23 protein-coding genes are annotated in these 26,611 nt (G+C 63.8%); 14 read left to right on the top strand and 9 right to left on the bottom strand.

Going from position 1 to position 26,611, the window contains the following annotated elements; translation table 11 throughout:
• The first annotated feature begins 285 nt into the window (after nt 1–285).
• The 13 genes from EOC94_RS13950 to EOC94_RS13885 all read left to right on the top strand — a co-directional run bounded on the left by EOC94_RS13950 (nt 286) and on the right by EOC94_RS13885 (nt 18,362).
• On the top strand, nt 286–987 hold the full coding sequence (locus EOC94_RS13950) for a response regulator transcription factor (RefSeq protein ID WP_023796909.1): 702 nt from the start codon (nt 286–288) through the stop codon (nt 985–987).
• Nucleotides 988–1,191: 204 nt separating this feature from the next.
• Nucleotides 1,192–2,973, top strand: coding sequence for a sensor histidine kinase (locus EOC94_RS13940; RefSeq protein ID WP_127206473.1), 1,782 nt, complete (start codon nt 1,192–1,194; stop codon nt 2,971–2,973).
• Nucleotides 2,974–2,976: 3 nt separating this feature from the next.
• Complete coding sequence (locus EOC94_RS13935) at nt 2,977–3,423, top strand: serine kinase (RefSeq protein ID WP_095484473.1); 447 nt, start codon at nt 2,977–2,979, stop codon at nt 3,421–3,423.
• Between the two features lie 163 nt (nt 3,424–3,586).
• Nucleotides 3,587–3,988 carry a PTS sugar transporter subunit IIA gene (locus tag EOC94_RS13930; protein ID WP_029347440.1) on the top strand — a complete coding sequence of 134 codons (402 nt, stop codon included), beginning with the start codon at nt 3,587–3,589 and terminating at the stop codon, nt 3,986–3,988.
• Nucleotides 3,985–4,281 carry an HPr family phosphocarrier protein gene (locus EOC94_RS13925; protein WP_126103994.1) on the top strand — a complete coding sequence of 99 codons (297 nt, stop codon included), beginning with the start codon at nt 3,985–3,987 and terminating at the stop codon, nt 4,279–4,281. The genes EOC94_RS13930 and EOC94_RS13925 overlap by 4 nt, the downstream gene beginning before the upstream one ends.
• A gap of 206 nt (nt 4,282–4,487) precedes the next feature.
• A complete protein-coding gene (ahcY, locus tag EOC94_RS13920) occupies nt 4,488–5,888 on the top strand; it encodes an adenosylhomocysteinase (protein ID WP_095484471.1) in 1,401 nt (466 codons plus the stop codon).
• Between the two features lie 188 nt (nt 5,889–6,076).
• A complete protein-coding gene (locus EOC94_RS13915) occupies nt 6,077–8,641 on the top strand; it encodes a PAS domain-containing sensor histidine kinase (RefSeq protein ID WP_127291145.1) in 2,565 nt (854 codons plus the stop codon).
• Between the two features lie 8 nt (nt 8,642–8,649).
• Complete coding sequence (tsaE, locus tag EOC94_RS13910; protein WP_127291143.1) at nt 8,650–10,161, top strand: tRNA (adenosine(37)-N6)-threonylcarbamoyltransferase complex ATPase subunit type 1 TsaE; 1,512 nt, start codon at nt 8,650–8,652, stop codon at nt 10,159–10,161.
• Nucleotides 10,162–10,181: 20 nt separating this feature from the next.
• Nucleotides 10,182–10,928: a nucleotidyltransferase family protein gene (locus EOC94_RS13905; RefSeq protein WP_127291467.1), complete on the top strand. Its 747-nt coding sequence runs from the start codon at nt 10,182–10,184 to the stop codon at nt 10,926–10,928.
• Entirely contained in the window at nt 10,925–14,044 is a 3,120-nt protein-coding gene (gene addB / locus EOC94_RS13900) for a double-strand break repair protein AddB (RefSeq protein ID WP_127291141.1), read from the top strand. The genes EOC94_RS13905 and addB overlap by 4 nt, the downstream gene beginning before the upstream one ends.
• A complete protein-coding gene (addA, locus tag EOC94_RS13895; RefSeq protein WP_127291139.1) occupies nt 14,041–17,553 on the top strand; it encodes a double-strand break repair helicase AddA in 3,513 nt (1,170 codons plus the stop codon). Before addB ends, addA begins: the two co-directional genes overlap by 4 nt.
• Nucleotides 17,554–17,627: 74 nt before the next feature.
• Nucleotides 17,628–17,951, top strand: a complete 324-nt coding sequence (gene trxA, locus EOC94_RS13890) for a thioredoxin (protein WP_027152031.1) — start codon at nt 17,628–17,630, stop codon at nt 17,949–17,951.
• A 129-nt stretch (nt 17,952–18,080) separates the two neighbouring features.
• Nucleotides 18,081–18,362, top strand: coding sequence for a cupin domain-containing protein (locus EOC94_RS13885; RefSeq protein ID WP_065011517.1), 282 nt, complete (start codon nt 18,081–18,083; stop codon nt 18,360–18,362).
• Nucleotides 18,363–18,400: 38 nt separating this feature from the next.
• Here EOC94_RS13885 and EOC94_RS13880 read toward each other — a convergent pair whose 3' ends face one another.
• The 6 genes from EOC94_RS13880 to EOC94_RS13855 form a co-directional block, all read right to left on the bottom strand.
• Nucleotides 18,401–18,820 carry a VOC family protein gene (locus EOC94_RS13880; RefSeq protein ID WP_127291137.1) on the bottom strand — a complete coding sequence of 140 codons (420 nt, stop codon included), beginning with the start codon at nt 18,818–18,820 and terminating at the stop codon, nt 18,401–18,403.
• A 59-nt stretch (nt 18,821–18,879) separates the two neighbouring features.
• On the bottom strand, nt 18,880–20,205 hold the full coding sequence (locus EOC94_RS13875; protein ID WP_127291135.1) for a folylpolyglutamate synthase/dihydrofolate synthase family protein: 1,326 nt from the start codon (nt 20,203–20,205) through the stop codon (nt 18,880–18,882).
• A gap of 62 nt (nt 20,206–20,267) precedes the next feature.
• A complete protein-coding gene (accD, locus tag EOC94_RS13870; RefSeq protein ID WP_127291133.1) occupies nt 20,268–21,194 on the bottom strand; it encodes an acetyl-CoA carboxylase, carboxyltransferase subunit beta in 927 nt (308 codons plus the stop codon).
• Nucleotides 21,195–21,230: 36 nt separating this feature from the next.
• Nucleotides 21,231–22,070: a tryptophan synthase subunit alpha gene (trpA, locus tag EOC94_RS13865; RefSeq protein ID WP_095484461.1), complete on the bottom strand. Its 840-nt coding sequence runs from the start codon at nt 22,068–22,070 to the stop codon at nt 21,231–21,233.
• A 2-nt stretch (nt 22,071–22,072) separates the two neighbouring features.
• Nucleotides 22,073–23,323 carry a tryptophan synthase subunit beta gene (gene trpB, locus EOC94_RS13860; RefSeq protein WP_126103985.1) on the bottom strand — a complete coding sequence of 417 codons (1,251 nt, stop codon included), beginning with the start codon at nt 23,321–23,323 and terminating at the stop codon, nt 22,073–22,075.
• Between the two features lie 85 nt (nt 23,324–23,408).
• Nucleotides 23,409–24,068 carry a phosphoribosylanthranilate isomerase gene (locus EOC94_RS13855; RefSeq protein ID WP_127291464.1) on the bottom strand — a complete coding sequence of 220 codons (660 nt, stop codon included), beginning with the start codon at nt 24,066–24,068 and terminating at the stop codon, nt 23,409–23,411.
• A 110-nt stretch (nt 24,069–24,178) separates the two neighbouring features.
• On the opposite strand from EOC94_RS13855, the gene EOC94_RS13850 reads away from it, so the two are divergent.
• The gene (locus EOC94_RS13850) at nt 24,179–24,397 is read left to right on the top strand and encodes a hypothetical protein (RefSeq protein WP_126103984.1); all 219 of its coding nucleotides are present in this window, start codon (nt 24,179–24,181) and stop codon (nt 24,395–24,397) included.
• A gap of 9 nt (nt 24,398–24,406) precedes the next feature.
• On the opposite strand, the gene EOC94_RS13845 is transcribed toward EOC94_RS13850, so the two are convergent.
• From EOC94_RS13845 to EOC94_RS34565, 3 genes are all read right to left on the bottom strand, one after another.
• Nucleotides 24,407–25,165 carry a M48 family metallopeptidase gene (locus tag EOC94_RS13845; protein ID WP_095484457.1) on the bottom strand — a complete coding sequence of 253 codons (759 nt, stop codon included), beginning with the start codon at nt 25,163–25,165 and terminating at the stop codon, nt 24,407–24,409.
• A gap of 99 nt (nt 25,166–25,264) precedes the next feature.
• Nucleotides 25,265–25,753, bottom strand: a complete 489-nt coding sequence (locus EOC94_RS13840) for a DUF2852 domain-containing protein (RefSeq protein WP_095484456.1) — start codon at nt 25,751–25,753, stop codon at nt 25,265–25,267.
• Nucleotides 25,754–25,870: 117 nt separating this feature from the next.
• Nucleotides 25,871–26,611, bottom strand: a 741-nt coding sequence (locus tag EOC94_RS34565) for a benzoate/H(+) symporter BenE family transporter (RefSeq protein ID WP_245465566.1), incomplete at its 5' end; no start/stop codon positions are given.

Here is a 26,611-nt window from a genome sequence, read left to right as displayed (position 1 = left end):
CGGAGACTGTAAGCGTCAGAACCAGAAAAGCCAAATGATATCAAATAATTAATCGATTTAAATATTTTGAAAGTTGTTTAAATCGTTTATATATGCAAAAAATCAGGCGGTTGCCCAAAGGATTGGCGGTCTTTATCAGTCCAATCCATATCGAGGTGAGATTGTGGCCGCCGGCATGCCGCTCGTGACTGCGGACTGAGCCTGTGCCACATTTTGTACCTAATTTGTCCTGCAAAAGCCCCTTCTCGACCAAAGAAGGGACAGCTCATGAGGGAGCCACTTGAAATGGCAACAATCGCGCTTGTCGACGACGATCGCAACATTCTGACTTCGGTGTCGATCGCCCTCGAATCGGAGGGGTATCGCGTCGAAACCTACACGGATGGGGCATCGGCGCTGGAAGGCCTGGCGGCGCGTCCGCCGAATCTCGCCATCCTCGACATCAAGATGCCGCGCATGGACGGCATGGAGCTTCTGCGCCGGATGCGCCAGAAATCCGACCTGCCGGTGATCTTCCTGACGTCCAAGGACGACGAGATCGACGAGCTTTTCGGCCTCAAGATGGGCGCCGACGACTTCATCCGCAAACCCTTCTCGCAGCGTCTTCTGGTCGAGCGGGTTCGGGCCGTGCTGCGCCGCGCCAGCGCCCGCGAGGCGTCGGCCAAGACGCCCAACCAGCAGGCACGTTCGCTCGAGCGCGGCCAGCTTGTCATGGACCAGGAGCGCCACACCTGCACCTGGAAGGGCGAGCCGGTGACGCTTACCGTCACCGAGTTCCTGATCCTGCATTCTCTGGCCCAGCGTCCCGGTGTGGTAAAAAGCCGTGATGCGCTTATGGATTCGGCCTATGATGAGCAGGTCTATGTCGATGACCGCACCATCGACAGTCACATCAAGCGGCTTCGCAAGAAGTTCAAGGCCGTCGATGATGACTTCGAGATGATCGAAACCCTTTACGGAGTCGGATACCGGTTCCGCGAAGCATGAATTGATGCATGTCGCCCAAAAGTGGTCCCGGTTTTGGGGACAACGACATGCATCGAAAACGTTATTGCATGTCGCCCAAAAGTGGTCCCGGTTTTGGGGACAACGACATGCATCGAAAACGTTATTGCATGTCGCCCAAAAGTGGTCCCGGTTTTGGGACAACGACATGCTCAAAACTAAAGACCGAGCGGGGGCTGCTATTCGATGGCAGTGGACGTAGAGCGAGTGAGACGGACGGGCGGCCGGCGCCCGTCGCGGATTCTGCCCGCATTCCTGTCGAGGATCACGGTGCCGATGCGCCGCTTCCTCGGCCACCATATCTTTTCCAGCCTGACGCGGCGCATTCTCTTCCTCAACCTCGCCGGCCTGGCCGTCCTGGTCACCGGCATTCTCTACCTCAACACGTTTCGCGACGGGCTGATCGATGCCCGCGTCGAGAGCCTGATGACCCAGGGCGAGATCATCGCCGGCGCGATCGCGGCATCGGCGACGGTCGAGACCGATTCGATCAGCATCGATCCGGAAAAACTGCTGGAACTGCAGGCCGGCGAAAGCCTGGGTCCCGGCTCCGATCAGCTCGACAATCTGGACTTTCCGATCAATCCGGAGCGCGTCGCGCCGGTGCTCAGGCGGTTGATTTCGCCGACGCGGACGCGTGCCCGCATCTATGACCGCGACGCTAACCTGCTGCTCGATTCCCGCCATCTCTATTCGCGCGGCCAGATCCTTCGCTACGACCTGCCGCCGGTCTCCGCGGAAGAGCCCGACCTTCTGGAGCGTATCCAGAAATTCGTCTTCGATTTCTTCCGCAACACCGCGCTGCCGGTCTATCATGAGCAGCCGGGCGGCAATGGCGCTGCATTTCCGGAGGTGGTCAAGGCGCTTACCGGCAGCCCGTCGACCATCGTGCGGATCTCGGAACAGGGCGAGCAGATTGTTTCGGTCGCCGTGCCGATCCAGCGCTTCCGCGCCGTTCTCGGCGTATTGATGCTGTCGACGGAAGGCGGCGACATCGACAGGATCGTCGCGGCCGAGCGCAAGGCGATCCTGCGCGTCTTCGGCATTGCCGCCCTTGTCACCGCCATCCTGTCGATGCTGCTCGCCTCGACCATCGCCAACCCGCTGCGCCGGCTGTCGGCGGCGGCGGTCAGGGTGCGGCGCGGCGTCAAGAACCGCGAGGAAATTCCTGATTTCTCCGACCGGCAGGACGAGATCGGCAATCTGTCGATCGCCGTGCGCGACATGACCAATGCGCTCTATGCCCGCATTGAGGCGATCGAAAGTTTCGCGGCTGACGTCTCGCATGAGTTGAAGAACCCGCTGACCTCGCTGCGCAGCGCAGTGGAGACCCTGCCGCTGGCCAAGAACGACACGTCGCGCAGCCGGCTGATGGATATCATCCAGCACGACGTCAGGCGGCTGGACCGTCTCATCACCGACATTTCCGATGCCTCCCGTCTTGACGCCGAGCTCGCGCGGGAAGACGCAGGAACCGTGGATCTCAAGAAGTTCATCACGGATCTGGTCGACGTTTCACGCACGGCCACGCGCAACAAAAAGACGGTCGAGATCGAGTTCAAGGTCGCCAAGCCGCCGCAGGGCGTCAAGGGCTACTTCGTCGCCGGCCACGATCTGAGGATCGGCCAGGTCATCACCAATCTGATCGAGAATGCCCGCTCCTTCGTTCCTGAAGAGCGCGGCCACATCACTATCTCACTGGCGCGTGCCGGCAAGGTCAACATCATCACCATCGACGACAATGGTCCCGGTATAAGAGCAGACAACATCGACCGCATCTTCGAACGCTTCTACACCGACCGGCCGGCCGGCGAGGCGTTCGGCCAGAATTCAGGGCTTGGCCTGTCGATCAGCAGGCAGATCGTCGAAGCCCATGGCGGCACGCTGACCGCCGAGAACATCCCGGGCACCAAACCCGGCGAGATCAAGGGCGCGCGCTTCGTCGTGACGTTGCCGGCCGAAGGCTGATCTATGCGCGCTGAAAACATTCATGGAACGGCGCTGCTGATCGGCGAGCGCGGCGTCCTCATCACCGGACCGTCCGGCGCCGGCAAGACGACGCTGGCGCTGACGCTCCTGGATCATTGCCGCGCGCGCGGGCTGTTTTCGCGGCTTATCGGCGATGACAGGCTGCTCGCCGTGGCCCACGCCGGGCGGCTGGTCTGTCGCGTGCCGGCGACCATCGCCGGTCTCGCCGAAGTGCCTGGGTTCATGCCGCGCCCGCTGCCCTTCGAGCCGGGTGGAGTGATCGACCTGCATGTCCGGCTGGTGCCGAAGGCAGAAATGGCCCGTTTCCAGGAGGAAATCAGCGAACCGGTGGCAGGCTGTCCGGTGCCGCGTATCGACCTTGCCGAGCGCAACGCCGCCACGGCCTTGCCGGCGGTGATGGCACGGCTCTCCATCGCGCCTTTTCTATGATCCGGTTCCGGTTTTTTGCTGCAATGCGTCAAAATGGCCTAGGCCTATGCAATTTTGGGCTTGTCAACGCGTCTCGCGTCGACAAGATAGCGCTCCCGCCGCCTAAAATGGCCGGCGAGTATGAAACGCCTTATGAAGCGGCGATGACGGGAGCCACCAAAGAATGATCGGACTCGTGCTTGTAACGCACGGTCAACTGGCCGCCGAATTCCGCCATGCCGTGGAACATGTCGTCGGGCCACAAGACAGTTTCGAGACCGTGGCGATCGGCGCCGATGACGATATGGAGCAGCGCCGCAGCGACATCGTCGACGCCGTTGCCCGTGTCGACACGGGGGCGGGCGTCATCGTTTTGACAGACATGTTCGGCGGCACGCCCTCCAATCTCGCCATTTCGGTGATGGAATCCGGTCGTACCGAGGTCATTGCCGGCATGAACCTGCCGATGCTGATCAAGCTGTCCAGCATTCGCAAGGGCGACAATATGAGCGCAGCGCTGGACGAGGCGCAGGCAGCCGGCCGCAAATACATCAATGTCGCCAGCCAGCTTTTGAGCAGCAAATGAACGCGCTGTCGGCCAAGAAGGATGACATCGTCCGGGAGTTTCCAATCGTCAACCAGCGTGGCCTGCATGCCCGCGCCTCGGCGAAGTTCGTTCAGGTTGCCAGCGGCTTCGACGCCTCCGTCCATGTCGAGAAGGACGGCGTCAAGGTCGGCGGCACCTCGATCATGGGTTTGATGATGCTGGCGGCGAGCCCCGGCTATTCGATTCGCGTCACCGCCAGCGGCCCGGAGGCCGAGCAGGTCATCGACGCACTGGAGAAACTGGTCGCCTCCCGCTTCGGCGAAGAGTCCTGACGCCTGGAGCGCCGCGCGTCCTTTGGACTCGAATTTGCGCATCGTGCTTTCCGAAAATCGCTTCCGAAGACATGCACGGATAAAGATTTCTTTATATCCCATTGTCGTCCGACCGGCGATCTGCTAGTCAGGCCGGCAACTCGCGCCCTTCGAAACGCCTTTGGCGCGGGCGCATCCCGAAGACAATTCTTGATCGGAGCACTGCCATGACGGGTAGCAAAGACTATGTGGTCGCCGACATCTCTCTTGCCGGCTGGGGCCGCAAGGAGATCGAGATCGCCGAAACCGAAATGCCGGGTCTGATGGCCTGCCGCGAGGAATTCGGCAAGGCGCAGCCGCTCAAGGGCGCGCGCATCACCGGTTCGCTGCACATGACCATTCAGACGGCGGTGCTGATCGAAACGCTGAAGGTGCTCGGCGCCGATATCCGCTGGGCCTCCTGCAACATCTTCTCGACCCAGGACCATGCGGCCGCGGCCATCGCCGAGGCCGGCATTCCGGTCTTCGCCATCAAGGGCGAGACGCTCGAAGACTACTGGGTCTACACCGACAGGATTTTCCAGTGGGCCGATGGCGGCACCTCCAACATGATCCTGGATGATGGCGGCGACGCCACCATGTACATCCTGATCGGCGCGCGCGCCGAAGCCGGCGAGGATGTGCTCTCCAATCCGGGCAGCGAGGAGGAAGAGATCCTGTTTGCGCAGATCAAGAAGCGTATGGCGGCTTCGCCCGGCTTCTTCACCAAGCAGAAGGAAGCGATCCGCGGCGTCACCGAAGAGACGACGACCGGCGTCAACCGGCTCTATCAGTTGCAGAAGAAGGGCCTGCTGCCGTTCCCGGCCATCAACGTCAACGATAGCGTGACCAAGTCGAAATTCGACAACAAATACGGCTGCAAGGAATCTCTGGTCGACGGCATTCGCCGCGGCACCGACACGATGATGGCCGGCAAGGTCGCGGTCGTCTGCGGCTATGGCGACGTCGGCAAGGGCTCTTCGGCGTCGCTCAAGGGCGCCGGCGCCCGCGTCAAGGTCACCGAGGTCGATCCGATCTGCGCGTTGCAGGCGGCGATGGACGGCTTCGAAGTCGTCACGCTCGAGGATGCCGCACCGACGGCCGACATCATCATCACCACCACCGGCAACAAGGACGTCGTCACCCTCGACCACATGCGGTCGTTCAAGGACATGGTGATCGTCGGCAATATCGGTCACTTCGACAACGAGATCCAGGTGGCGTCGCTGCGCAATCTGAAGTGGACCAACATCAAGCCGCAGGTCGACATGATCACCTTCCCGGACGGCAAGCGGATGATCCTTTTGTCGGAAGGCCGCCTGCTCAATCTCGGCAATGCCACCGGCCATCCGAGCTTCGTCATGTCGGCGTCCTTCACCAACCAGGTGTTGGCCCAGATCGAGCTCTACACCAAGCCCGGCCAGTACGAGAATCAGGTCTATGTCCTGCCGAAGCATCTCGATGAAAAGGTCGCGCGCCTGCATCTCGACAAGCTTGGCGCCCGGCTTACCGAACTGTCCGGCGAACAGGCCGCCTATATCGGCGTGACCCCGCAGGGGCCGTTCAAGCCGGAACACTACCGCTATTAACCAAAGCTTAAATTACCACTAGATATTGATGCCGGGCGATTGACTTTTCGCCCGGCTTTATTTTTGCGCTGATTGATTCTTCACGCCGATTCGCGCAAGCGCTATGGTGCTGATTCGCGGGTCCGGGGACGAGGGCCGACGCACGCATCAGGGCGGTCTTGCATTCAGGCGGCGAAGAGGACCAAGACATGCCGGGGGATAACCCGCCTCGCGCGGGACAGGCCGTTTCCGGCGGCCACACCGATTCGGTGACCACGGATTCCGCTGCAACAGGCGGAAGCCTCCTATGGTGCGCTGGCGCTCGCGTCGGAAAATTACTTGCCTCTTCCGCGCTCGCCGGTCCGCTGCTCGGTTTTGCGGCGCATGCTGAAACCGTCGCTGCGCAAAAAGCCGGGCTGTCGGTCTCCACGGTCGAGGTCATGCAGCTCGCCATGTTTGTCGGCGTCATGGGCGCGGCACTTGTCTCGGCCATCGCCCTGATCCGCGAAAGAGCGCGCACCTCGGCACAGAATGTCGAACTCAGAGCCCGCCTGGCCGACGTCAACGCTGCGCTGCGGCGCTCCGAGGCGCTGCTCAATCTGCGCGACCAGCGTGTCATCGTATGGGCCGCGGAAAACAAGAAACCCGAGCTCGTCGGAACATTGCCGGTTGAGAGCGGCGCCCCGGAAGACCGCGCCGCTTTCCTCGCCTTCGGCCGTTGGCTGATGCCGCGCTCGGCGGCGGCGCTCGAGAATGCCGTGGCGGGACTGCGGGAAAAGGCGAGGCCGTTCGATCTCGTCATCGAATCGCAGGTCGGTGCGCCGCTCGAAGTGCACGGTCGCAAGAGCGCAGCACACGTGCTTGTGCGCTTCGTCTCGCTGTCTGAAACGCAGCGAAGCGAGGCCAGGCTGAAAATCGAGAACCAGCGCCTCGCCACCGACTATGACACGATGCTCGGCCTTCTCGACGCGCTCAGCATGCCGTCATGGCTGCGCACGGCGGACGGGCGGTTGAAATGGGTCAACCGCGCCTATGCCAACGCAGTCGAAGCGGAAAATGCCGAAGCGGCCGTTCGCGACGCGAAGGAATTCCTGGGTGGCCAGGCGCGCGATGCGATCGCTGCGCAGCACAAGTCGCATCCCGTCTTCGAGCAGGCGCTTTCCACCGTCATCGAAGGCGACCGCCGCATGTTCGCTGTGACCGACTTCGCCGGCGCGGATGGTTCGGCGGGTCTTGCCTGTGACACCAGCGGCATCGAGATCATCCGTAACGAATACGAGCGGACCGTGCGGAGCCATGCCGACACGCTCGATCAACTCAACACCGCCGTGGCGATTTTCGATACCGACGAGAAGCTGCGGTTTTTCAACCAGGCGTTCCAGAAACTATGGGGCCTCGACAGCGGCTTCCTGCACAGCGCCCCGGACAACGCCTTGTTGCTCGACAGGCTGCGCAGCGAAGGCAAGATCGCCGAGCAGCCCGAATGGCGGCGCTGGAAGGAGAGCCTGCTAGGCGCCTATCGCGCGGTCGAGTCGCAGGAACATTGGTGGCATCTGCCGGACGGCAAGACCATCCGCGTTGTCGCCAATCCGCAGCCCAAGGGCGGCGTGACCTGGGTGTTCGAGAACCTGACCGAGAAGATGGACCTCGAAAGCCGCTACCAGACCGCGGTGCGGGTCCAGGGCGAGACGCTCGACAATCTTGCCGAGGGCGTGGCCGTGTTCGGCCCGGACGGAAGGCTCAGATTGTCGAACCCGGCATTCGCAGCACTTTGGGGACTGGACGCCGACGCCGCCAAGCCCAACGTCCACGTCTCCACGATCCGCGATCTTTGCGACCGGCGCGCCGCCGACAGTCCCTGGGCCGGGTTCGTTGCCGCCATCACCGGTTTCGACGATGAGCGCCGCGACCGCCACGGCCAGACCGAGCTGAACAACGGCAACGTGCTGCGCTACGCGATGATCCCGCTGCCCAACGGGCAGGTGATGATGACCTTCGTCGACGTCACCGACAGCGTCAATGTCGAGCGGGCCCTGAAGGACAAGAACGAGGCGCTGGAAAAATCCGACCAGCTCAAGAACGAGTTCGTGCAGCACGTCTCCTACGAATTGCGCTCGCCGCTGACCAACATCATCGGCTTCACCGAGCTTCTTTCGCTGCCGTCGACCGGGCCATTGAGCCAGAAGCAGCGCGAATATGTCGAGCATGTCGGCTCGTCTTCCTCGGTCCTGCTCACCATCGTCAACGACATCCTCGACCTGGCGACCGTGGATGCCGGCATCATGGAGCTCGACATCTCCGAAGTTCACGTCGACCGGACCATCGCCGCCGCCGCCGAGCTTGTTGCCGACCGGCTGGAGGAGCATGCAATCAGGCTCAAGATTGACGCGGCCACCGCGCCAAAGACGTTCCACGGCGACGAAACCCGCGTCCGCCAGATCCTCTACAATCTGCTGAGCAACGCCGCGAACTACGCTCCGGAGGCGAGCACCATCACGCTCGCCTGCCGCTCGCTTGCCGAAGGCGTGGAATTCTCCGTCCACGATGACGGTCCCGGGATGCCGCCGGACCTGCTCGATTCGGTGTTCCGTCGTTTCGAGCCGCGCACCAATGGTGGCCGCCGGCGCGGCGCCGGCCTCGGCCTGTCGATCGTCAAGAGCTTTGTCGAGCTGCATGGCGGCAGCGTCCGCATCGAGACCGGCAAGGACAGGGGCACCACCGTCATTTGTGCCTTTCCCGACACGCCGTCCGGCATCCGCGCGGCGGCCGAGTAGCGCGCTCGATGGCAGGCGTGGTGCTGGAGCGTTTTCTCGCCGACGAGGCTGCGACCGCAAGGCTGGGCGAGGATCTGGCCATGTCGCTGCGCCCCGGCGACGTGCTGGCGCTCAAAGGCGACCTTGGCGCCGGCAAGTCGAGTTTGGCGCGGGCGCTGATCAGGGCAATGACCGACGATTCCGGTCTCGATGTGCCGAGCCCGACCTTCACGCTCGTCCAGAGCTATGAGGCGCGCGTTCCCATCCATCATTTCGACCTCTATCGCCTGTCCTCGGCGTCCGAGCTGGACGAGCTGGGCTTCGACGAGGCGCTGGCGCAAGGCGCTGCCCTGGTCGAATGGCCGGAACGGGCAGGGTCCTATTTGCCAAAGACTTCGGTCCAGATCGAGCTGCTCCATCAGGGCGACGGCCGCCTGGCGAGACTGTCGGGACAAGGCGCTGCCTTCGAGCGCGCGGCGCGATCGCTGGCGATGCGCGATTTTCTGGAAAGAGCTGGCTGGGGCAAAGCGCAGCGACGATACTTTGTTGGCGACGCATCGGCCCGCTCCTATGAGATCGTCTCGCTGGCCGGCCTGCCGCGGCGCGTGTTAATGAATTCACCAAGGCTGGTGCTCGGGTCGCCGGTCCGCGACGGCAAGCCCTATGCGGTGATCGCCCACACCGCGCAATCCGTCTCGGCCTTCGTCGCCATCGACCGGGCGTTGCGGGCCGGCGGCGTCAGCGCCCCGGAGATCCATGCGCAGGACCTGGACCAAGGCTTTCTTCTCTTGGAGCATCTCGGCTCGGAGGGATTTCTCGGCCAGCATGGTCAGCCGGTGGCGGAGCGGTACGCAGCGGCGGCCAAACTGCTTGCCATGATGCATGGCAAATCATGGCCCGATCGAATGGAGGCCGCGCCCGGCGTCTTTCACGACGTGCCGCCTTTCGACCGCGACGCCATGATGATCGAAGCCGAATTGCTGCTCGACTGGTATGTGCCGGCGATATCGGATGGCCCGGCAAGCGATGCCTTGCGCGCCGGCTATGACAGGGAATGGAATGCGGTCCTCGACCGGCTGGAAGGGCGCGAATACACGCTCATGCTGCGCGATTTTCATTCGCCCAATATCATCTGGCGCGGCAATCGTACCGGTCACGATCGCCTTGGGGTCGTCGATGTCCAGGACGCGCTGATCGGCCCGTCCGCCTATGACCTCGCTTCGCTTGCCATGGATGCGCGCGTCACGGTTTCGCCTGAGATCGAGAAGCGGACGCTCGAAGCCTATATCGCCGCGCGCCATAAGGCTGGCGCCTTTAACGAAGACGAATTCGTCGAGACCTATGCGATCATGGCCGCGCAGCGCAATTCGAAGATACTCGGCATTTTCGTTCGGCTCGAAAAGCGCGACGGGAAGCCCTATTATCTAAAACACCTGCCGCGCATTCGCGACTATCTCAGGCGAGCGCTGGCGCATCCCGGGCTGGCCAGCTTGCGGGATTTCTATACCGCCCACGGCCTGCTAGAGGAGCGGTCGCTGTGACGACACACCTCAAAACCGCAATGGTGCTTGCCGCCGGGCTGGGAAAGCGCATGCGGCCAATCACCGACACGATGCCGAAGCCGCTGGTCAAGATATCAGGCAAGACATTGCTCGACTGGTGCCTGGACAGCCTGGCGCAGGCCGGCGTCGACAAGGCGATGGTCAACGTCCATTATTTCCCCGAACAGATCGTCGCCCATGTCGCCGCGCGCCGCGCCCCGAAAGTCGTCATTTCCGATGAAAGCGAAAGACTGCTCGATTCCGCCGGCGGTATCGTCCATGCTTTGCCGGAACTGGGAGGGGCTCCCTTTTACATCGTCAACGCCGACACCTTCTGGATCGACAGCGGCGTGCCCAACCTTGCCCGCCTCGCCCTTGCATGGGACGCGGCGAAAATGGATATTCTGCTGATGCTCGCGGATCTCCAGTCAGCAACCGGACACAGCGGCGGCACGGACTTCCTGATGGCGCCGGACGGCGCCTTGCGGCGTTCGAAAGGCGACCCGACAGGCCTGATCTATGCCGGGGCGGCGATCGTCCATCCCAGGCTTTTCGCGGATGCGCCGGCCGGTCCGCATTCGCTCAACGCCTATTTCGATGCGGCCATTGCTGCCGGCCGCCTGTTCGGCACGGTGATGCACGGCCATTGGATCACCGTCGGCACGCCAGACGCCATTCCGCTTGCGGAAGCCGCCGTCGCCGCTGCTCTCGCTGAGTCACCCAGTGCTTTTACCGAGTTGACCAGCGCCTTCACTGAGTTGAAATGAGCGGCTCCCGCCGCGTTTTCTCGATCCCGCCCGGAGCGCCGTTTCTGCCGACGCTGGCCGAGGCCCTGCTGTCGGGGCGGCTTGTTCCCGGTTTCCGCTTCGACGGCGACCCGCTGGCGCTGGCCGACGCCACCATCTACGTGCCGACGCGCCGCGCCGCGCGGGCGCTGCGCGGCGTCTTCGTCGACCGTCTGGGTGGCCGCTCGGCGATCCTGCCGGTCATCCGTCCGCTTGGCGAGTTCGACGAGGACGAAGCTGCATTCGAGGCCGACGCATCGGCGGCGATCGATCTCGCGCCGCCGATCGCGGCGATCGAGCGGCTGCTGCTGCTGGCACCGCTGGTGCGCGCCTGGAAGCGCCGCTTGCCTGCCCATGTCGCGGCACTTTTCGATGAGGAGATCGTTGTGCCGGCCTCCGCCGCCGACGCCATCTGGCTGGCGCGCGACCTGGCCCGGCTGATGGACGAGATCGAGACCGAAGGCACGGACTGGACCAGGCTCGCCGATCTGGTCACCGGCAACCTTGCCGGCTGGTGGCAAGTGACACTCGACTTCCTGAGCATCGTCACCGAAAACTGGCCGGATCTCCTCGAGGAACGCAACCGCTCCAACCCCGCCGCGCATCGCAATGCGCTGATAAGGCTGGAAGCGGCGCGGCTGAAGCGCAATCCGCCCACTGGGCCGGTGATCGCAGCCGGCTCCACCGGGTCGATTCCGGCCACCGCCGAATTGCTTGCGGTGATCGCCGGCCTGCCCAGCGGCGCCGTCGTGCTGCCCGGCCTCGATTTGATGCTGGATGAGCCGTCATTCCAGGCAATCGCGGCGCCCGGGGCGCGCCCGGCCTTGCTTGGCCATCCGCAATACGGCCTGGCAAAACTGGTCGGCAAGATCGGCGTGCTGCGCGGCGATGTCGAGGAAATCGCCGTTGCCGAAAGGCCGCTCGCGCTGCGCGCCGCACTTGTCGGCGAGGCGCTGCGGCCGGCCGAAACCACTGAGCTATGGGCGCAGACGCGCGCTGGCTTTGCCGCCGCGGACATCACTGATGCCTTCGCCGACGTGACGCTTCTCGAAGCCGCCGGCGAACGCGACGAAGCGGTGGCGATCGCCGTCGCGCTCAAACGTGCCGTCGAGCAGCCCGGCCAGCGTGCGGCGCTCGTCACCGGCGACCGCGCCCTGGCGCGGCGCGTCTCGGTCGAGCTGTTGCGGTTTGGGGTCGTGGCCGACGATTCGGGCGGCACGCCGCTCATCAACACGCCAGCCGCCAGTCTGCTCAGGCTGGCGCTTCAGGCCGCGTTCCGGCCCGGCGATCCGGTCGCCCTGCTGTCGCTGCTCAAGCACCCGCTGCTTGGCCTCGGCCTGGAACGCACAAGCGTCCGTCATGCGGCGGAGATCATCGAACTGGTGGCGCTGCGTGGCGGCACCGGCCGCCCCGACATTGCATCGTTGCCGGAGCTCTTCGACATACGTCTCACCGGCCTGGGCGATGCCCGCCCGCCCTTCTGGTTTTCCCGCCTGACCGTGCGCAACATCGAGGGCGCCCGCAAATTGCTCATCCGCCTAGCCGCGGCGCTGGCGCCGCTGATCGCCTTTCGCAATCAAGCCGAGGCCGATCTTGCCGAATTGACCCGGGCCAGCGTCGTCACGCTCGAAGGTCTCGGCCGCACCGCGGATGGCAGCCTGAGCGAACTCTATGCGGGCGATGCCGGTGAGAAGCTCGCCGAGCTCTTGCGCGGGCTGGTCGCCGCCTCGGCGTCGTTCTCCTTCGCGGCGGACGAATGGCCCGATGTGATGGAGGCGCTGATCGCGCCCGAAACCGTCAAGCCGGCACAAGGCACCGACAGGAACATCGCCATCTGGGGCGCGTTGGAAGCCCGGTTGCAGAGCGTCGACACGCTGGTCGTCGGCGGGCTCAATGAAGGCGTGTGGCCGCGCAAGCCGGAGAGCGACCGCTTCATGTCGCGGCTGATGAAGACCGGCATCGATCTCGAACCGCCCGAACGGCGCATCGGCCTGGCCGCCCATGATTTCCAGATGGCGATGGGGGCGAAGAAAGTGGTGCTGGCGCGCTCCGCCCGCTCGGGCGACGCGCCGGCGGTGCCGTCGCGCTGGCTGCAGCGCCTCCTGACCTTCATCGGCAAGGACCATGCGGCAGTGCTGCGCCGGCGTGGTGATGAATTCCTTTCCTGGGCACGTGCGCTCGATGCCGGCGAAAGGAGAGATTTCGCGCCGCGACCGCAGCCGCAGCCGCCGCTGGCTGAGCGGCCGCAGCATTTCTCGGTCACCGAGATCGAGACGCTGCGCCGCGACCCTTACGCGATCTATGCCAGGAGGATCCTGCGCCTGATGCCGCTCGACCCGGTCATCCGCGACCCGGGTGCTGCCGAGCGCGGCACGCTGTTTCACGCCATCCTGCATCTTTTCTCGGCGAAGGTGGCCGATCCGCTTGTGCCGGAGGCGCTTGACGGTCTCATCGTCGCCGGCCGCCAATGCTTTGCCGAAGCGGCCCTTCCTAACGATGTCGAGGCGGTATGGTGGCCGCGCTTCGAAAAGCTTGCGGCCGGGATCATCGAATGGGAGCGCGGCCGCGCCCTTGCCGTGACAATGCGGCACGCCGAGGAGCGCGCCGAGAAAACCGGCGTTGGCCGGTCCGGCGTGACGCTGTCCGGCTACGCTGATCGCGTCGACCTGCTGGCCGGCGGCATGGCCGACATTCTCGACTACAAGACCGGCTCCTCGCCGTCCAAGGCGCAGGCGCACACGCTGCTGTCGCCACAATTGGCGCTGGAAGGGGCATTGCTGAGGCGCGGGGCCTTCAAGGGGCTTGGCGCGCGCGAGCCGTCGCAACTGGCCTTCGTCAGGCTGAAGCCGAACGGCGAGGTATTCGAGGAATCCATCCTCGAATACAACCGCAAGCCGCGAACCGCCGCCGATCTCGCCGAGGAGGCCTGGGCGCGGTTGGAAAAACTGCTGATCCATTACGCCGACCCGACGACCGGCTATTTGTCGCGGGCGCTGCCATTTCGCGAGGGCGAGACCGATGGCGACTACGACCATCTCGCCCGCGTTCTCGAATGGTCCGCCGGCGGCGACGCCGACGACGAAGGAGGGGAGGCATGAAGAAGGCCTATCCCATCCCGACCGATACCGCCGCCAGCCAGGCAAGCGCCTCCGACCCGAAAAATTCCGCCTGGGTGTCGGCCAATGCCGGATCGGGCAAGACCCATGTGCTGGCCCAGCGCGTCATCAGGCTCTTGCTGCGTGGCACCGATCCATCGAAGATCCTGTGCCTGACCTACACCCGTGCCGCCGCCGCCAACATGTCGAACCGGGTGTTTTCGACGTTGTCGGAATGGACTGCGCTTGCCGACGTCGATCTGGCGGCGAGGGTAGAGGCGCTGGACGGTCGCCAGCCCGATCGCGAAACCATGCGCCGCGCGCGCCGGCTGTTCGCCGAGGCGCTGGAGACGCCGGGCGGGCTGAAGATCCAGACCATCCACGCCTTCTGCGAATCGGTGCTGCACCAGTTCCCGCTGGAAGCCAACATTCCGGCCCATTTCGAAATGCTCGATCCGCAGATGGAGGCGTCGCTCTTCGCCGCCGCCCGTCGTGACATGATCTCGGGCACGGCCGCCGGCGATGCGGGACTGGCAGAGGCATTCGCCACCATTCTGGAGCGCGGCGGCGAACATGGGCTCGACGCATTGCTGGCCGAGATCGTGCGCAAGCGCGACGGCTTGCGCGCCTTCATCAGCGCGGCCGGTGGCGATGGCTTCCGGGCGCTGTTCGACGAGTTCAGGTTTCGCGCCGGCCAGACCGCCGAAGGCCTGGCGGCCTCCGTCTGGCCGCTGCCGGGCTTCCTGCCGGACTATTTCATCGCCTTTGCCCGCGCTGCCGAAGCCGCCGATGCCCGCATCGTGCTGAACAATCTTCTGCCCTATGCGCGTCTTGCCTTCGCCGAGGATGATCCGGTTCGCCGGCTGCATCTGCTGGCAAAAGCTTTCCTGCGGGCGGATGGCGAGCCTTATGAGCCGGCAAAGACATTCAAGAAGGCGTTGCTCGACCGGCTGCCCGATCTTGCCGAGCGCTATCTCTCAGCTGCCGATGCGATCCTCGAAATCTCCGATCGATTGGCCTTGTTCAGGATGCTGGAGGGCACACGTGCCGCGCTGACCATCGCCGACTGGCTCATCGCCCGCTACGAGCACTTGAAGCGCGCCCGCGGCTTTCTCGACTTCAACGACCTCATCACCCGAACGGTTAATCTTCTGGCGCGGCCCGACGCCGGCCCTTGGGTGCAATACAAGCTCGACCAGGGCATCGACCACATCCTGCTCGACGAGGCGCAGGACACAAGCCCCGACCAATGGGAGGTGGTTAAGCGGCTGGCGGAGGAATTCTTTGCCGGGCTCGGCGCGCGCGACAATGTTCATCGCACGGTCTTTGCCGTCGGCGACGAAAAGCAGTCGATCTATTCCTTTCAAGGAGCGGCGCCCGACTCCTTTGCCGACTCAAGGATCCTGTTTGCCGGAAGGGTGCGCGACGCCAACGCCGCCTTCGCCGATCTCAAGCTGACCTGGTCGTTCCGCTCGACCGACGACGTGCTTGCGGCGGTGGACCGTGTCTTTGCCGACCCGATCGTGCGGCGCGGCATCAGCCACGATCCCGACCCGCTGAATCACAAGGCGATCCGCACCGATGCGCCGGGCTATGTCGAGGTCTGGCCGTCGATCGGCGCCGACGTCGTCGACGAACCCGACGACTGGACGCAGGCCGTCGACCACGCCCATGCACCGGCGGTGCGTGTTGCCGAGAACGTGGCGGCGACCATTGCTGGCTGGATCGGCACCGGCGAGATCATCGAAGGCCGTGGCAAGAAGCTTCGGCCCGGCGACGTGCTGGTGCTGGTGCGCAAGCGCGATCGCTTTGTCCATGCGCTGACGCGTGCGCTGAAGCGCCGCGACATCCCGGTCGCCGGCGCCGACCGGCTCAGCCTGCCCGGCCATATCGCGGTGAAGGACCTGATCGCGCTCGGCCACTTTCTCATCCAGCCCGAGGATGATCTGTCGCTTGCGGCAGTGCTGCGCAGCCCGATTTTCGATGTTTCGGAAGAGATGCTTTTCGCGCTGGCGGGCGAGCGGCCGTCTGGTCTCTCGCTGATCGCTTCGCTCAGGCAGCAAGCCGGCGAAAGCGCTGCCTTGGCCGCAATCGTTGCCCAACTCGACACATGGTCTGATGAAGCCGCATTCAAGCCGGTGTTCGAATTCTATGCCGGGGCTCTCGCCCGCGACGGCCTGCGCAAGAAGATGATCGCGCGGCTCGGGCCGGAGGCCGGCGACATCCTCGACGAGTTTCTAAGCTTTTGCCTGGCCGGGGAACGGACCGGCCTGCCGGGACTGGAATCCTTCCTGTCGACGCTGGAAAATGCCGGCCCCGAGATCAAGCGCGAAATGGACCAGACCCGCGACGAGGTTCGCGTCATGACCGTGCATGCCGCCAAGGGCCTGGAGGCGCCTGTCGTGTTCCTGGTCGATGGCGGCTCGGCGCCGTTCAGCGACCAGCATCTGCCGCGACTGATGCCGTTCGATGGCTCGGGCGAGCACTGGGGTGGCAAGGGCTATCTCTGGCGCTCGGCCAGCGATGTCGCCAATGGATTCTCGCGGGCCGCTTCGGTTCGCGCTCGCGAGCTGTCCGACGACGAATACCGTCGGCTGCTCTATGTCGGCATGACCCGCGCCGAGGACCGGCTGATCGTCTGCGGCTACCATGGCAAGCGGGCACCGAACGCCGGTACCTGGCATTCGATCGTCAGCCGCGCGCTGGTCGGCGCCCCCGAAAGCGATGAGCGACTGCACCCCGCCACCGGCGAGACCGTGCATCGGTTTCACGTGACAAAATTGCCGCCGGTCGCACAGGCGGCGGCCGAAGAGGCGCGGCAGACGCAACAGTTCGAGCCGTTGCCGAAGACCCTGTTCCAGCCCTTGCCGCCTTTCGAGGATCTGCCGCGACCGCTGTCGCCCTCCGGCGCCTCGGCCCTGATCGATGAGGCCAAGGAAGCCGTAATCGACACCGGCTCGCCGGTGCTGGACACCGAGGCGGAACCTGGCTTTGCCGTGATGCGAGGGCTGGCGCTGCACAAATTGTTGCAGATGCTGCCCGGCATTGCCGAGGCCGAACGCCGGGATGCCGCGGAACGCTATCTCAAGCGCGCCGGCGCGCAATGGCCAGAAAGCGAGCGTGACAAGGCCTTGGCCTCGGTGGCGGCAATACTTGCCGACAGCCGCTTCGATCAGCTGTTCGCATCATCGTCGCGCGCCGAAGTCGCGATCATGGGCAGCCTGGAGGTCAAGGGCAAGCTGCGCTCCATCTCCGGCAAGATCGACCGGCTGGCGGTCACATCAGGCAAGGTGTCGATCGTCGACTACAAGACCAACCGGCCGGCGCCAGCAGCGCTGGCGGACGTTCCACCGGCCTATGTCCTGCAGCTCGCGCTCTATCGCGCGCTGCTCCAGCCGCTTTACCCCCGGCATGAGGTCTCGGCGGCGCTGCTGTTCACTGAAGTGCCGCGGCTGATCGAGCTGCCGCCGGCGGTCATGGACGACGCTCTTGCCCGACTCACGGGAGCGTGACACAACAGCTGCTTGAAGAAGGCCACGATCACCACCACATTTGGTGCGACAATAACTCTCGAAAGGATTTTCGCATGGCCACCGTCAAGGTCGACAAGAGCAACTTCCAGACCGATGTGCTTGACGCCAAGGAGCCGGTCGTGGTCGATTTCTGGGCGGAATGGTGTGGCCCGTGCAAGATGATCGCGCCGGCGCTGGAAGACATCGCCATCGAACTCGGCAGCAAGGTGAAGATCGCCAAGCTCAACATCGACGAGAATCCGGAGCTGGCCGCGCAGTTCGGCGTGCGCTCTATCCCGACGCTGATGATCTTCAAGGGCGGCGAAATGGCCGACATGAAGGTTGGCGCCGCGCCGAAGACGGCGCTGTCGCACTGGATCAACGGCAATCTCGCCTGATCCGACCGAAAATTTCGCAGACGAGCCCGGCCCTCGCGCCGGGCTTTTTGTTGGTGTCACCAATCCGCCGATCTGGCACTCGCCACTTACCGCGTCATGTTCTTGTCTGGCTTAAAGCAGGAGAACGACATGACCGGATCCGCCAAAGCCACCGTCTTCATCGACAATGAGCGCGTCATCGTCACCGAATATCGCTTCGCGCCGGGCGACAACACCGGCTGGCACCGTCATGGCCACGACTATGTCATCGTGCCGCTGATGGACGGCAAGCTCAAGCTCCTGACCAAGGACGGCGAATCCTTCGCCGAAATGAAGAAGGGCGCGCCCTATTTCCGCAAGGAGGGCGTGGAGCATGACGTCATCAATGCCAATGAGGGCGAGTATGCCTTCATCGAGATTGAGCTGAAGTAGTCCCCACCGAGGCCGTCTCCGCCATAGGCGTGAGGCGATCACCAATCCGCGATACGATCGCCTCCGACGAACTGCGCACTTTTCTCAGTGTATTCAAACAGTTCTATCTTCACGTCGTTAGGGTCGCGAATCCACGCCTGGTAGGTATCATCGCATGCGTGTTTCTTTGACGTGACTTCAACGCCTTTCGCTCTTACGTGGGCGATCGCGGCGTCAAGGTTTTCCACTTCAAGGCAGAAGTGGTCGATCTGGTTCAAGTCGCTATAGCTGGCCCCGTCTTTCTGGAACACCTCGACGTGGCTGCGGCTGCCGCAATTAAGGTAGAAACCGAAAATCTTGCCGTCGCGCAGGAAGTTGAACTGGGTGTCCATGCCGAGGACGTCCCGATAGAAGCTTCGCGTCACTTCGAGATCATCTGCGAAGATGCAAACGTGAGCGAGCTGCTTTACGTTGATCATGGCTGACTCCTCGTGGTGATTTGACGAAGTCCGTCATCATGGCCTGGTGAACCAGAGCCTCAAACCGGCGGCGTGCCGTTTTCGGCCAGCACCGCGCCGGCCAGATAGAGCGAGCCGCTGATCAGGATGCGCGGCGGCGGTCCGTCCCAGGTATCGCGCAGCAGCATCAGCGCATTGGCGACAGAACTCACCGGTTCGGCCGACAGGCCGGCCTCGACGGCGCGGACCGCCAGTTCGTCATTCGGCACGCTGGCCTCGCTGAGGCTCACCGGCACCGTGTAGACATGCCGCACCAAGCCCTTGAAGGCGCTGAAATAACCGCTCTGGTCCTTGGTGTTGATCATGCCGGAAATCAGGAACAGCGGCCGCGGGTTCTTTTCCTCCTGCTCGGCCAGCGCCTCTGCGACGACCACGCCGGCGCCCGGATTATGGCCGCCGTCGAGCCAGATGTCGGCGCCCTTCGGTGCCAGTTCCGTCAGCCTGCCTTGCGGCAATTTCTGCATCCGCCCCGGCCAGGCGACATTGGCCATCGCCTTGTCGGCGACGCGATGGCTGATCTCGAAGCCCGCCGCCTTGACCGCCGCAATCGCCGCCGCCGCATTGGCGAACTGGTGGCGACCCGGCAGCCGCGGTGGCGACAGGTCCATCAATCCGACTTCGTCCTGATAAACCATGCGGCCGTTTTCCTCGAAGGCGAGGAAATCCTGGCCATAGACGAAGGCGGGACAGTCGAGCCGCTCGGCGGTTTCGAGAAGCACCTGCAGCGCCGTCTCGCTTTCCTGCGCGCCGATGACCACCGGGCAACCGCGCTTGATGATGCCGGCCTTTTCGGCAGCGATCAGTTCGACACGGTCGCCGAGAAAGGATTCGTGATCGAGCGAGACCGGCATGATCACCGACACTGCCGGCTCGGTGATGACATTGGTGGCGTCGAAGCGGCCGCCGAGGCCGACCTCGATGATGACGGCATCCGCCGGATGTTCGGAAAACAGCAGGAAGGTGACCGCGGTGAGGATTTCGAAGACGGTGATCTTCTGGCCTTCATTGGCCTTGGCGACCCGGGCGATGGCGTCGGCAAAGACTTTGTCCTCGACCAGCCTGCCGCCGCCGTCGGCGGCCAGCCGGTAGCGCTCATGCCAGTTCACCAGATGAGGCGATGTGTGGACATGGACGCGGTGGCCGGACGCTTCGAGCAGCGCCCGCGAAAACGCGGCGCAGGAGCCCTTGCCGTTGGTGCCGGCGATGTGGATGACCGGCGGCAAATGGTTCTGCGGATTGCCCAGCCGCTCCAGCAGTCGCGAAATGCGGTCGAGCGAAAGATCGAAGCCCTTCGGATGAAGCGACATCAGGCTTTCGATTTCGCGGTCGGCGGCAAGCGTGGTCATGGGAGAATCCTAGGCGCGCCACAGATGGCGCGCAATCGCGGTTCGCGACGAAGGATGTCGCGTCAGGCTTGCGGGCGTGCTTCCGCCGGGATCGCCGCCGGCGGCAGGATTTCCGGTTCCATCGGCTTTTGCTCTTCCGGCAGCTTGAGCAGCATTTTCAGGAGCCGTGCAATCGTCTGGCGCATCTCCAGCCGCGAGACCACCATGTCGACCATGCCGTGCTCCATCAGATACTCGGAGCGCTGGAAGCCGTCGGGCAGCTTTTCCCTGATGGTCTGCTCGATGACGCGCGGCCCGGCAAAGCCGATCAGCGCGCCGGGCTCGGCGATGTGCACGTCGCCCAACATGGCGTAGGAGGCGGTGACGCCGCCGGTGGTTGGGTTGGTCAGAACGACGATATAGGGAAGACCGGCCTCTTTCAGCCGATCGACGCCGATCGTGGTCCTCGGCAATTGCATGAGCGACAGGATGCCTTCCTGCATGCGGGCGCCGCCGGAGGCCGCGAACAGGATCAGCGGCCGCTTGCGTTGCAAGGCGACCTCGAAGCCACGAACAATGGCGTCGCCGGCGGCCATGCCGAGCGAGCCGCCCATGAAGGCGAAGTCCTGCACGGTCACCACCACCGGCAGGCCTTCGACGGTGCCCAGCGCATTGATGATCGCGTCTTCCAGGCTGGTCTTGGCCTTGGCGTCCTTCAGCCGGTCGGTGTAGCGCTTCTCGTCGCGGAATTTCAGCGGGTCCTGCACCACCTTGGGATTTTCGAGCGTCTCGTACTTCCCGTCGTCCATGAAGAATCTCAGCCGCTCCTTGGCCGAGATCTTCATGTGGTGGCCGGAGGATGGGATGACGAACTGGTTCTGCTCCAGATCCTTGTGGAAGACCATCTCGCCGGTCTCGGGATCCTTGATCCAGAGGTTCTCAGGCATGTCGGTGCGCCGGCCGAGCATCGAATTGATCTTCGGGCGAACGTAGTTGGTGATCCAGTTCATCGCTTCGGCTCCTGTCCTGACGAAGACGTAGGAAGACTATTCGGCGGCAGCAAGGCGAGCCGCACGCACGCCTTGCGAAAGCCCGCTGACCAGCGTGGCGACCGCCTCGGCCGGGTCGGCGGTTTTTTCGCCCTTCGGCCCCAGAACATTGGCGACCGCATTGACGATCGCGGTGCCGACGACGACGCCATCGGCATTGGCGCCGATCACGCGCGCCTGCTCGGCGGTCTTGACGCCGAAGCCGACGCAGACCGGCAGGTCGGTATGGCCCTTGATGCGCGTGACCGCTGCCGCCACCTTGCCGGTGTCGGCAAGTGCGGAACCGGTGATGCCGGTCATCGACACGTAGTAGACGAAGCCGGAGGTGTTCTGCAGCACCTTGGGCAGGCGCTTGTCGTCGGTGGTCGGCGTCGCCAGCCGGATGAAATTGATGCCGGCCTTCAGTGCCGGAATGCACAGCTCCTCATCCATTTCCGGCGGCAGGTCGACGACGATCAGCCCGTCGATGCCGCTGGCCAGCGCGTCGCTCAGGAAGCGGTCGACGCCGTGGATGTAGATCGGATTGTAGTAGCCCATCAAAACGATCGGCGTTTCATTGTCTCCGGCGCGGAATTCCGACGCCATCTTCAGCGTCTTGACCAGCGTCTGGCCGCCTTTTAGCGCCCGCAGGCCGGCCGCCTGGATTGCCGGGCCGTCGGCCATCGGATCGGAAAACGGCATGCCAAGCTCGATGATGTCACTGCCGGCGCCGGGCAGCGCTTTCATGATCGACAGGGAGGTGTCGTAGTCCGGGTCGCCGCCCATGAAATAGGTGACGAGCGCCGGGCGGCCTTCGGCCTTCAGCTTGGCCATGCGGCGGTCGATGCGGGTGGTCATGATCAGATCTCCATGCCCAGCATATTGGCCACCGTATGCACGTCCTTGTCGCCGCGGCCGGACAGGTTGACGATGACAATCTGGTCCTTGTCCATGGCGGGCACGATCTTCACCGCATGCGCGATGGCATGGGCAGATTCGAGCGCCGGAATGATGCCTTCGACGCGCGTCGTCAGCTGGAACGCCTCCAGCGCCTCATCGTCGAGAACAGGCACATAGTCGACGCGGCCACTGTCGCGCAGCCAGGAATGCTCCGGCCCGACGCCCGGATAATCGAGGCCGGCCGAGATCGAATGCCCGTCCATTATCTGCCCGTCGGCATTCTGCAGAAGGTAGGTGCGGTTGCCGTGCAGCACGCCGGGCGCGCCGGCGCTCATCGAGGCGCAGTGCTCGATGCCGTCCAGACCGCGGCCGCCGGCCTCGATGCCGATGATGCGAACCTCTTTGTCATCGAGGAAGGGGTGGAACAGGCCGATGGCGTTGGAACCGCCGCCGACGCAGGCGATAATGGTGTCCGGCAGCCGGCCTTCCTGCTCGAGGATCTGCGCGCGCGCCTCGGTGCCGATCACCGACTGGAAGTCGCGCACCAGCTCCGGATAGGGGTGCGGGCCGGCGGCGGTGCCGATCAGGTAATAGGTATCCTCGACATTCGTCACCCAGTCGCGCAGGGCCTCGTTCATGGCGTCCTTGAGCGTGCCGTGGCCTGCTGTCACCGGCCGCACCTCGGCGCCGAGCAGCTTCATCCGGAAGACGTTCGGGCTTTGCCGGGCGACGTCGGTTGCGCCCATATAGACGACGCAAGGAAAGCCGAAACGCGCCGCCACCGTGGCCGACGCCACGCCGTGCTGGCCGGCGCCGGTCTCGGCGATGATGCGCTTCTTGCCCATGCGCTTGGCCAGCAGGATCTGGCCAAGGCAGTTGTTGATCTTGTGCGAGCCGGTGTGGTTCAAATCCTCGCGCTTGAAATAGACTTTCGCACCGCCCCCGAGGCCCTTCGCCGCGGAAACCTCACGAAGATGCCTGGTCAGGCCTTCGGCGAAATAAAGCTTCGACGGCCGCCCGGCATAGTGGGTCGAAAGGTCCGTTAGCTCAGCCTTGAAATCCGGATCGTCCTTGACCTCGTTCCAGTGCCGTTCCAGGTCGAGGATCAGCGGCATCAGCGTTTCGGCAACGAAACGACCGCCGAAGATGCCGAACATGCCCTGTTCGTCGGGTCCGGTGCGGAAGGAATTGGGTATCGCCGGCTTGTCCATCGCCGATCTCCTACTTCTTGTTTGGAGCATGTCCTTGTCGGAAAACCGGTTTCCACGTTTCCGGGACATGCTCCGGGTTCTATCCTCAGGCGGCGCGGTTGTCGCGTGCTGCCCTGACGGCCCGGAAAAACTGTTCGATCAGCGCCGGATCCTTGACGCCCGGCGCGCTTTCCACGCCCGAGGAAATGTCTAATCCGGACGGGTTGGCAAGCAGAAGGGCATCGCCGATATTGGCGGCGTTGATCCCACCGGAAAGCATGTAATCGACGCCTGCGTCAAGACCGGCCAGAATGCGCCAGTCGAAGGCAACGCCGTTGCCGCCCGGCAGTTCCGAACCCCTCGGCGGCTTGGCGTCGAACAGGAAGCGGTCGGCAACGCCGACGAAGGGTTTTAGCCGCTTCAGATCGACAGCCTCGCTGACCGACAGCGCCTTCATCACCGGCAGGCCATAGCGCGCCTTCAACTCGACCACCCGCTCGGGCGTTTCCGAACCATGCAGCTGCAGCATGTCCGGGCGCATTTTCCCGACGATTTCATTCAAAAACGCGTCGCTGGCGTCGACCGTCACGGCAACCGCCTTGGCCTTGCCGATCGCCGCTCCGCGCAAGCGGCCGGCTTCCGCCGGCTCGACATAGCGCGGGCTTTTGGCAAAGAAAATAAAGCCGACATGACTGGCGCCGCCGGCCAATGCCGCGGCCAATGCCTTGTCGGTCTTCAATCCGCATATCTTAATGTCGAGCGCCATGGCGCGGGATTGGCACGAAACGGCAAAAGAGTCGAGAAAAAGCATCCTGTTTGCCACCAGCGCGGAACGCGCTACCTTACTTCAGACAGTACAGGCGGGAGCAAACAAGCATGGCAGACCAAACCGTCGCCCAACTCAGGCAAAAGATCGCCCAGGCCCACGAGGTCATCGCTCATCTGATGGACAAGGCCGCCTTCAACGGCGCCGAGGCACATCGCGCGCTGGCCTATTTCAGCAACGATGGCTTCGAGAAGAATTTCTTGCCATGGCCGCGCCATACCGACGAAGGCTTACGTCCCGAAGAGCTGAACGCCGCCAACGACGATTGATCGGGCGATCTACTCGAACATGATCGCTTGCAGCGCGCCGCCATTGCGCTTGAGCCAATCCTTGCAGCGCTCGGTGTCGGGGCAAAGCTGCTCGCACAATTTCCAGAATTTCGGGCCGTGGTTCATCTCCTTGAGATGCGCCACCTCATGCGCGACGAGATAGTTTATAACAGGCGATGGCGCCATCATGATGCGCCAGGAGAAGGACAGATTGCCGTCGGAGGTGCACGATCCCCAGCGGCTCGACGTGTCCTTGAAGCGGATCGCCTTGGCGCGCTTGCCGACCGCGCCTGTATGCTTGACCACCAGCGCCTCGATCTCGCGCTTGGCTTCGCGCTTGAGGAAATCGGCGATGCGGCGCGGCAGGTGCACGCGATCGCCATGCACGATCATCAGCGGACCGCGCTCGTCGCGCGACAGCGTGACGGTCCCGCGTTTCGAAGGCTCATGAACGATGCGATGCGGCACGCCGCGCACCGGTACCTTGATGCCGGGCCGCACCTGCGGCCGGTTGGGCACCTTGGCCAGCCGCTGCTCCAGCCAGTCCTGATGGCGGTCCAGGAATTTTTCGACTTCGCCACGGCGCAAGCCCGGCGGCACGGTGATGCGCAAGCCACGGCCGCCGGAATCGATGCGCAGCGTCAGGCGCCGCGCCCGGTCGCTCTCGACGATCTTGAGCGGCAGCGTGCGGCCGGCAACACAATGCTCTCGCTCCACGACGGGGGCGGGCCTGGGTTTGGTCAGGTTGCGGAAGAAGCCGAATGACATGGGGCGACGATACGTGATTCGAGGAAAACGAATAGAACATAAAAGAAACGGCGCCGCTGACGCGACGCCGTTTTTTGATTATTTATCGGGGCAAGTGCCTTACTCGTCCAGTAGGCCTGGCGTGGATTTGCCACCGCGTTTGCCGGTCCCCGTCGAGCCGGTTGATCCACCGGTTGTAGGCGACGTCGACTTGTTGCGGTTCGCCATGAAGCGGTCGAACTCTTCCTGGTCCTTGGCGCGACGCAGTTCCCTGGCATATTCGTCGAACTCGCTCAGCATCTCGTCGAGCTTGCGGCGCTCTTCATTGAGCCGCTCGAGTTCCTTTTCGCGCCAGTCGTCGAAAGCGACGTTGCCGGTGCGGGCGGAGCCGTGGCCCCAGCGCGCCGCTTTGTCGGAACTGCGGCGGCAGCCGGCGAAGATGCCGTCGGTGGCGCGGTTGACGTCGCGCTTGAAGCCTTCAAGCCGGTCGCCCCAGATGATGTAGGCGAGCATGGCGAGGCCGAGCGGCCAGAACACCATGAAGCCGATCACCATCAGTGCGATGGTTGCCGGCGTCCAGGCCGGACGGATCAATGCAGATGTGTTCATTTTCTCCCAATCCTTCAGTTGGAGACAGCCAATCCCGGCTGCGTGGAATCGAAATGGGAAGGGAAAAACGGCGATTCAAGACAGTGTCAGCCAAAACCGGACAAGCAGCTGAAATGATTATCGCTTTTTGAGAGTTTCAAGGAAAAGGATGACCAGGCCCGCAATCAGGCCCCAGAACGCCGCGCCGACGCCGAACAGCGTCAGCCCCGAGGCGGTGACGGCAAAAGTGACGGTGGCGGCCATGCGCTCGCCGTCTTCCTTCAAGGCGATCGACAGCGCGTTGGCGAGCGGTGCCATCAGCGCCAGTCCGGCAACCAGCACGATCAGGCTCTGCGGCAGCACGGCGAAGATCGCCACCAGCGAGGCGCCGAAAATGGCGAAGACGAGATAGGCAAGCGCGTAGAAGGGACCGGTCTTCCAGCGCTCGCCCGGATCGGGATGGACGTCGGGGCCGGTGCAGATCGCCGCCGAGATCGCCGCCAGATTGGTGGTCGAGGCCCCGAATGGCGCCGACAGCAGCGAAAGCAGGCCGGTGACGCCGATCAGCGGGCCGGGTTCTGGGTGGTAGCCCGCGGCCCTCAGCACGGCGAGGCCGGACAGGTTCTGCGAGGCCATGGTGACCAGATAAAGCGGCAGCGCCAGGCCGATGATCGCCGTGACGGTGAACTGCGGCGCAATCAGCGTCAAAGTCGAAAGCTCCGGCGTCGGCAGGCCACCGACCCGGCCGGTGAGGAAGGCGGCAGCGCCGCCGCCGATCAGGACCGCCAGCACCGAGAGCGCCGGATTGAACAGGCGGATGACGAAGAAGGCGGCGATCAGCGGCAGGATGAGCAGCGGGTCGGTGAAAATGGCCTGCAC

Origin of the sequence: Mesorhizobium sp. M6A.T.Ce.TU.016.01.1.1, from assembly GCF_003997065.1 — a bacterium.
Taxonomy (GTDB): Bacteria; Pseudomonadota; Alphaproteobacteria; order Rhizobiales; family Rhizobiaceae; genus Mesorhizobium; species Mesorhizobium mediterraneum.
Note: the sequence above shows the minus strand (reverse complement) of the source record. Positions and strands in the feature narration are given on the sequence as shown.

Coding starts and splice junctions, on each gene's coding strand:
- EOC94_RS13950 (WP_023796909.1), top strand. CDS start 286: ATGGCAACAATCGCGCTTGTCGACGACGATCGCAACATTCTGACTTCG.
- EOC94_RS13940 (WP_127206473.1), top strand. CDS start 1,192: ATGGCAGTGGACGTAGAGCGAGTGAGACGGACGGGCGGCCGGCGCCCG.
- EOC94_RS13935 (WP_095484473.1), top strand. CDS start 2,977: ATGCGCGCTGAAAACATTCATGGAACGGCGCTGCTGATCGGCGAGCGC.
- EOC94_RS13930 (WP_029347440.1), top strand. CDS start 3,587: ATGATCGGACTCGTGCTTGTAACGCACGGTCAACTGGCCGCCGAATTC.
- EOC94_RS13925 (WP_126103994.1), top strand. CDS start 3,985: ATGAACGCGCTGTCGGCCAAGAAGGATGACATCGTCCGGGAGTTTCCA.
- ahcY (WP_095484471.1), top strand. CDS start 4,488: ATGACGGGTAGCAAAGACTATGTGGTCGCCGACATCTCTCTTGCCGGC.
- EOC94_RS13915 (WP_127291145.1), top strand. CDS start 6,077: ATGCCGGGGGATAACCCGCCTCGCGCGGGACAGGCCGTTTCCGGCGGC.
- tsaE (WP_127291143.1), top strand. CDS start 8,650: ATGGCAGGCGTGGTGCTGGAGCGTTTTCTCGCCGACGAGGCTGCGACC.
- EOC94_RS13905 (WP_127291467.1), top strand. CDS start 10,182: ATGGTGCTTGCCGCCGGGCTGGGAAAGCGCATGCGGCCAATCACCGAC.
- addB (WP_127291141.1), top strand. CDS start 10,925: ATGAGCGGCTCCCGCCGCGTTTTCTCGATCCCGCCCGGAGCGCCGTTT.
- addA (WP_127291139.1), top strand. CDS start 14,041: ATGAAGAAGGCCTATCCCATCCCGACCGATACCGCCGCCAGCCAGGCA.
- trxA (WP_027152031.1), top strand. CDS start 17,628: ATGGCCACCGTCAAGGTCGACAAGAGCAACTTCCAGACCGATGTGCTT.
- EOC94_RS13885 (WP_065011517.1), top strand. CDS start 18,081: ATGACCGGATCCGCCAAAGCCACCGTCTTCATCGACAATGAGCGCGTC.
- EOC94_RS13880 (WP_127291137.1), bottom strand. CDS start 18,820: ATGATCAACGTAAAGCAGCTCGCTCACGTTTGCATCTTCGCAGATGAT.
- EOC94_RS13875 (WP_127291135.1), bottom strand. CDS start 20,205: ATGACCACGCTTGCCGCCGACCGCGAAATCGAAAGCCTGATGTCGCTT.
- accD (WP_127291133.1), bottom strand. CDS start 21,194: ATGAACTGGATCACCAACTACGTTCGCCCGAAGATCAATTCGATGCTC.
- trpA (WP_095484461.1), bottom strand. CDS start 22,070: ATGACCACCCGCATCGACCGCCGCATGGCCAAGCTGAAGGCCGAAGGC.
- trpB (WP_126103985.1), bottom strand. CDS start 23,323: ATGGACAAGCCGGCGATACCCAATTCCTTCCGCACCGGACCCGACGAA.
- EOC94_RS13855 (WP_127291464.1), bottom strand. CDS start 24,068: ATGGCGCTCGACATTAAGATATGCGGATTGAAGACCGACAAGGCATTG.
- EOC94_RS13850 (WP_126103984.1), top strand. CDS start 24,179: ATGGCAGACCAAACCGTCGCCCAACTCAGGCAAAAGATCGCCCAGGCC.
- EOC94_RS13845 (WP_095484457.1), bottom strand. CDS start 25,165: ATGTCATTCGGCTTCTTCCGCAACCTGACCAAACCCAGGCCCGCCCCC.
- EOC94_RS13840 (WP_095484456.1), bottom strand. CDS start 25,753: ATGAACACATCTGCATTGATCCGTCCGGCCTGGACGCCGGCAACCATC.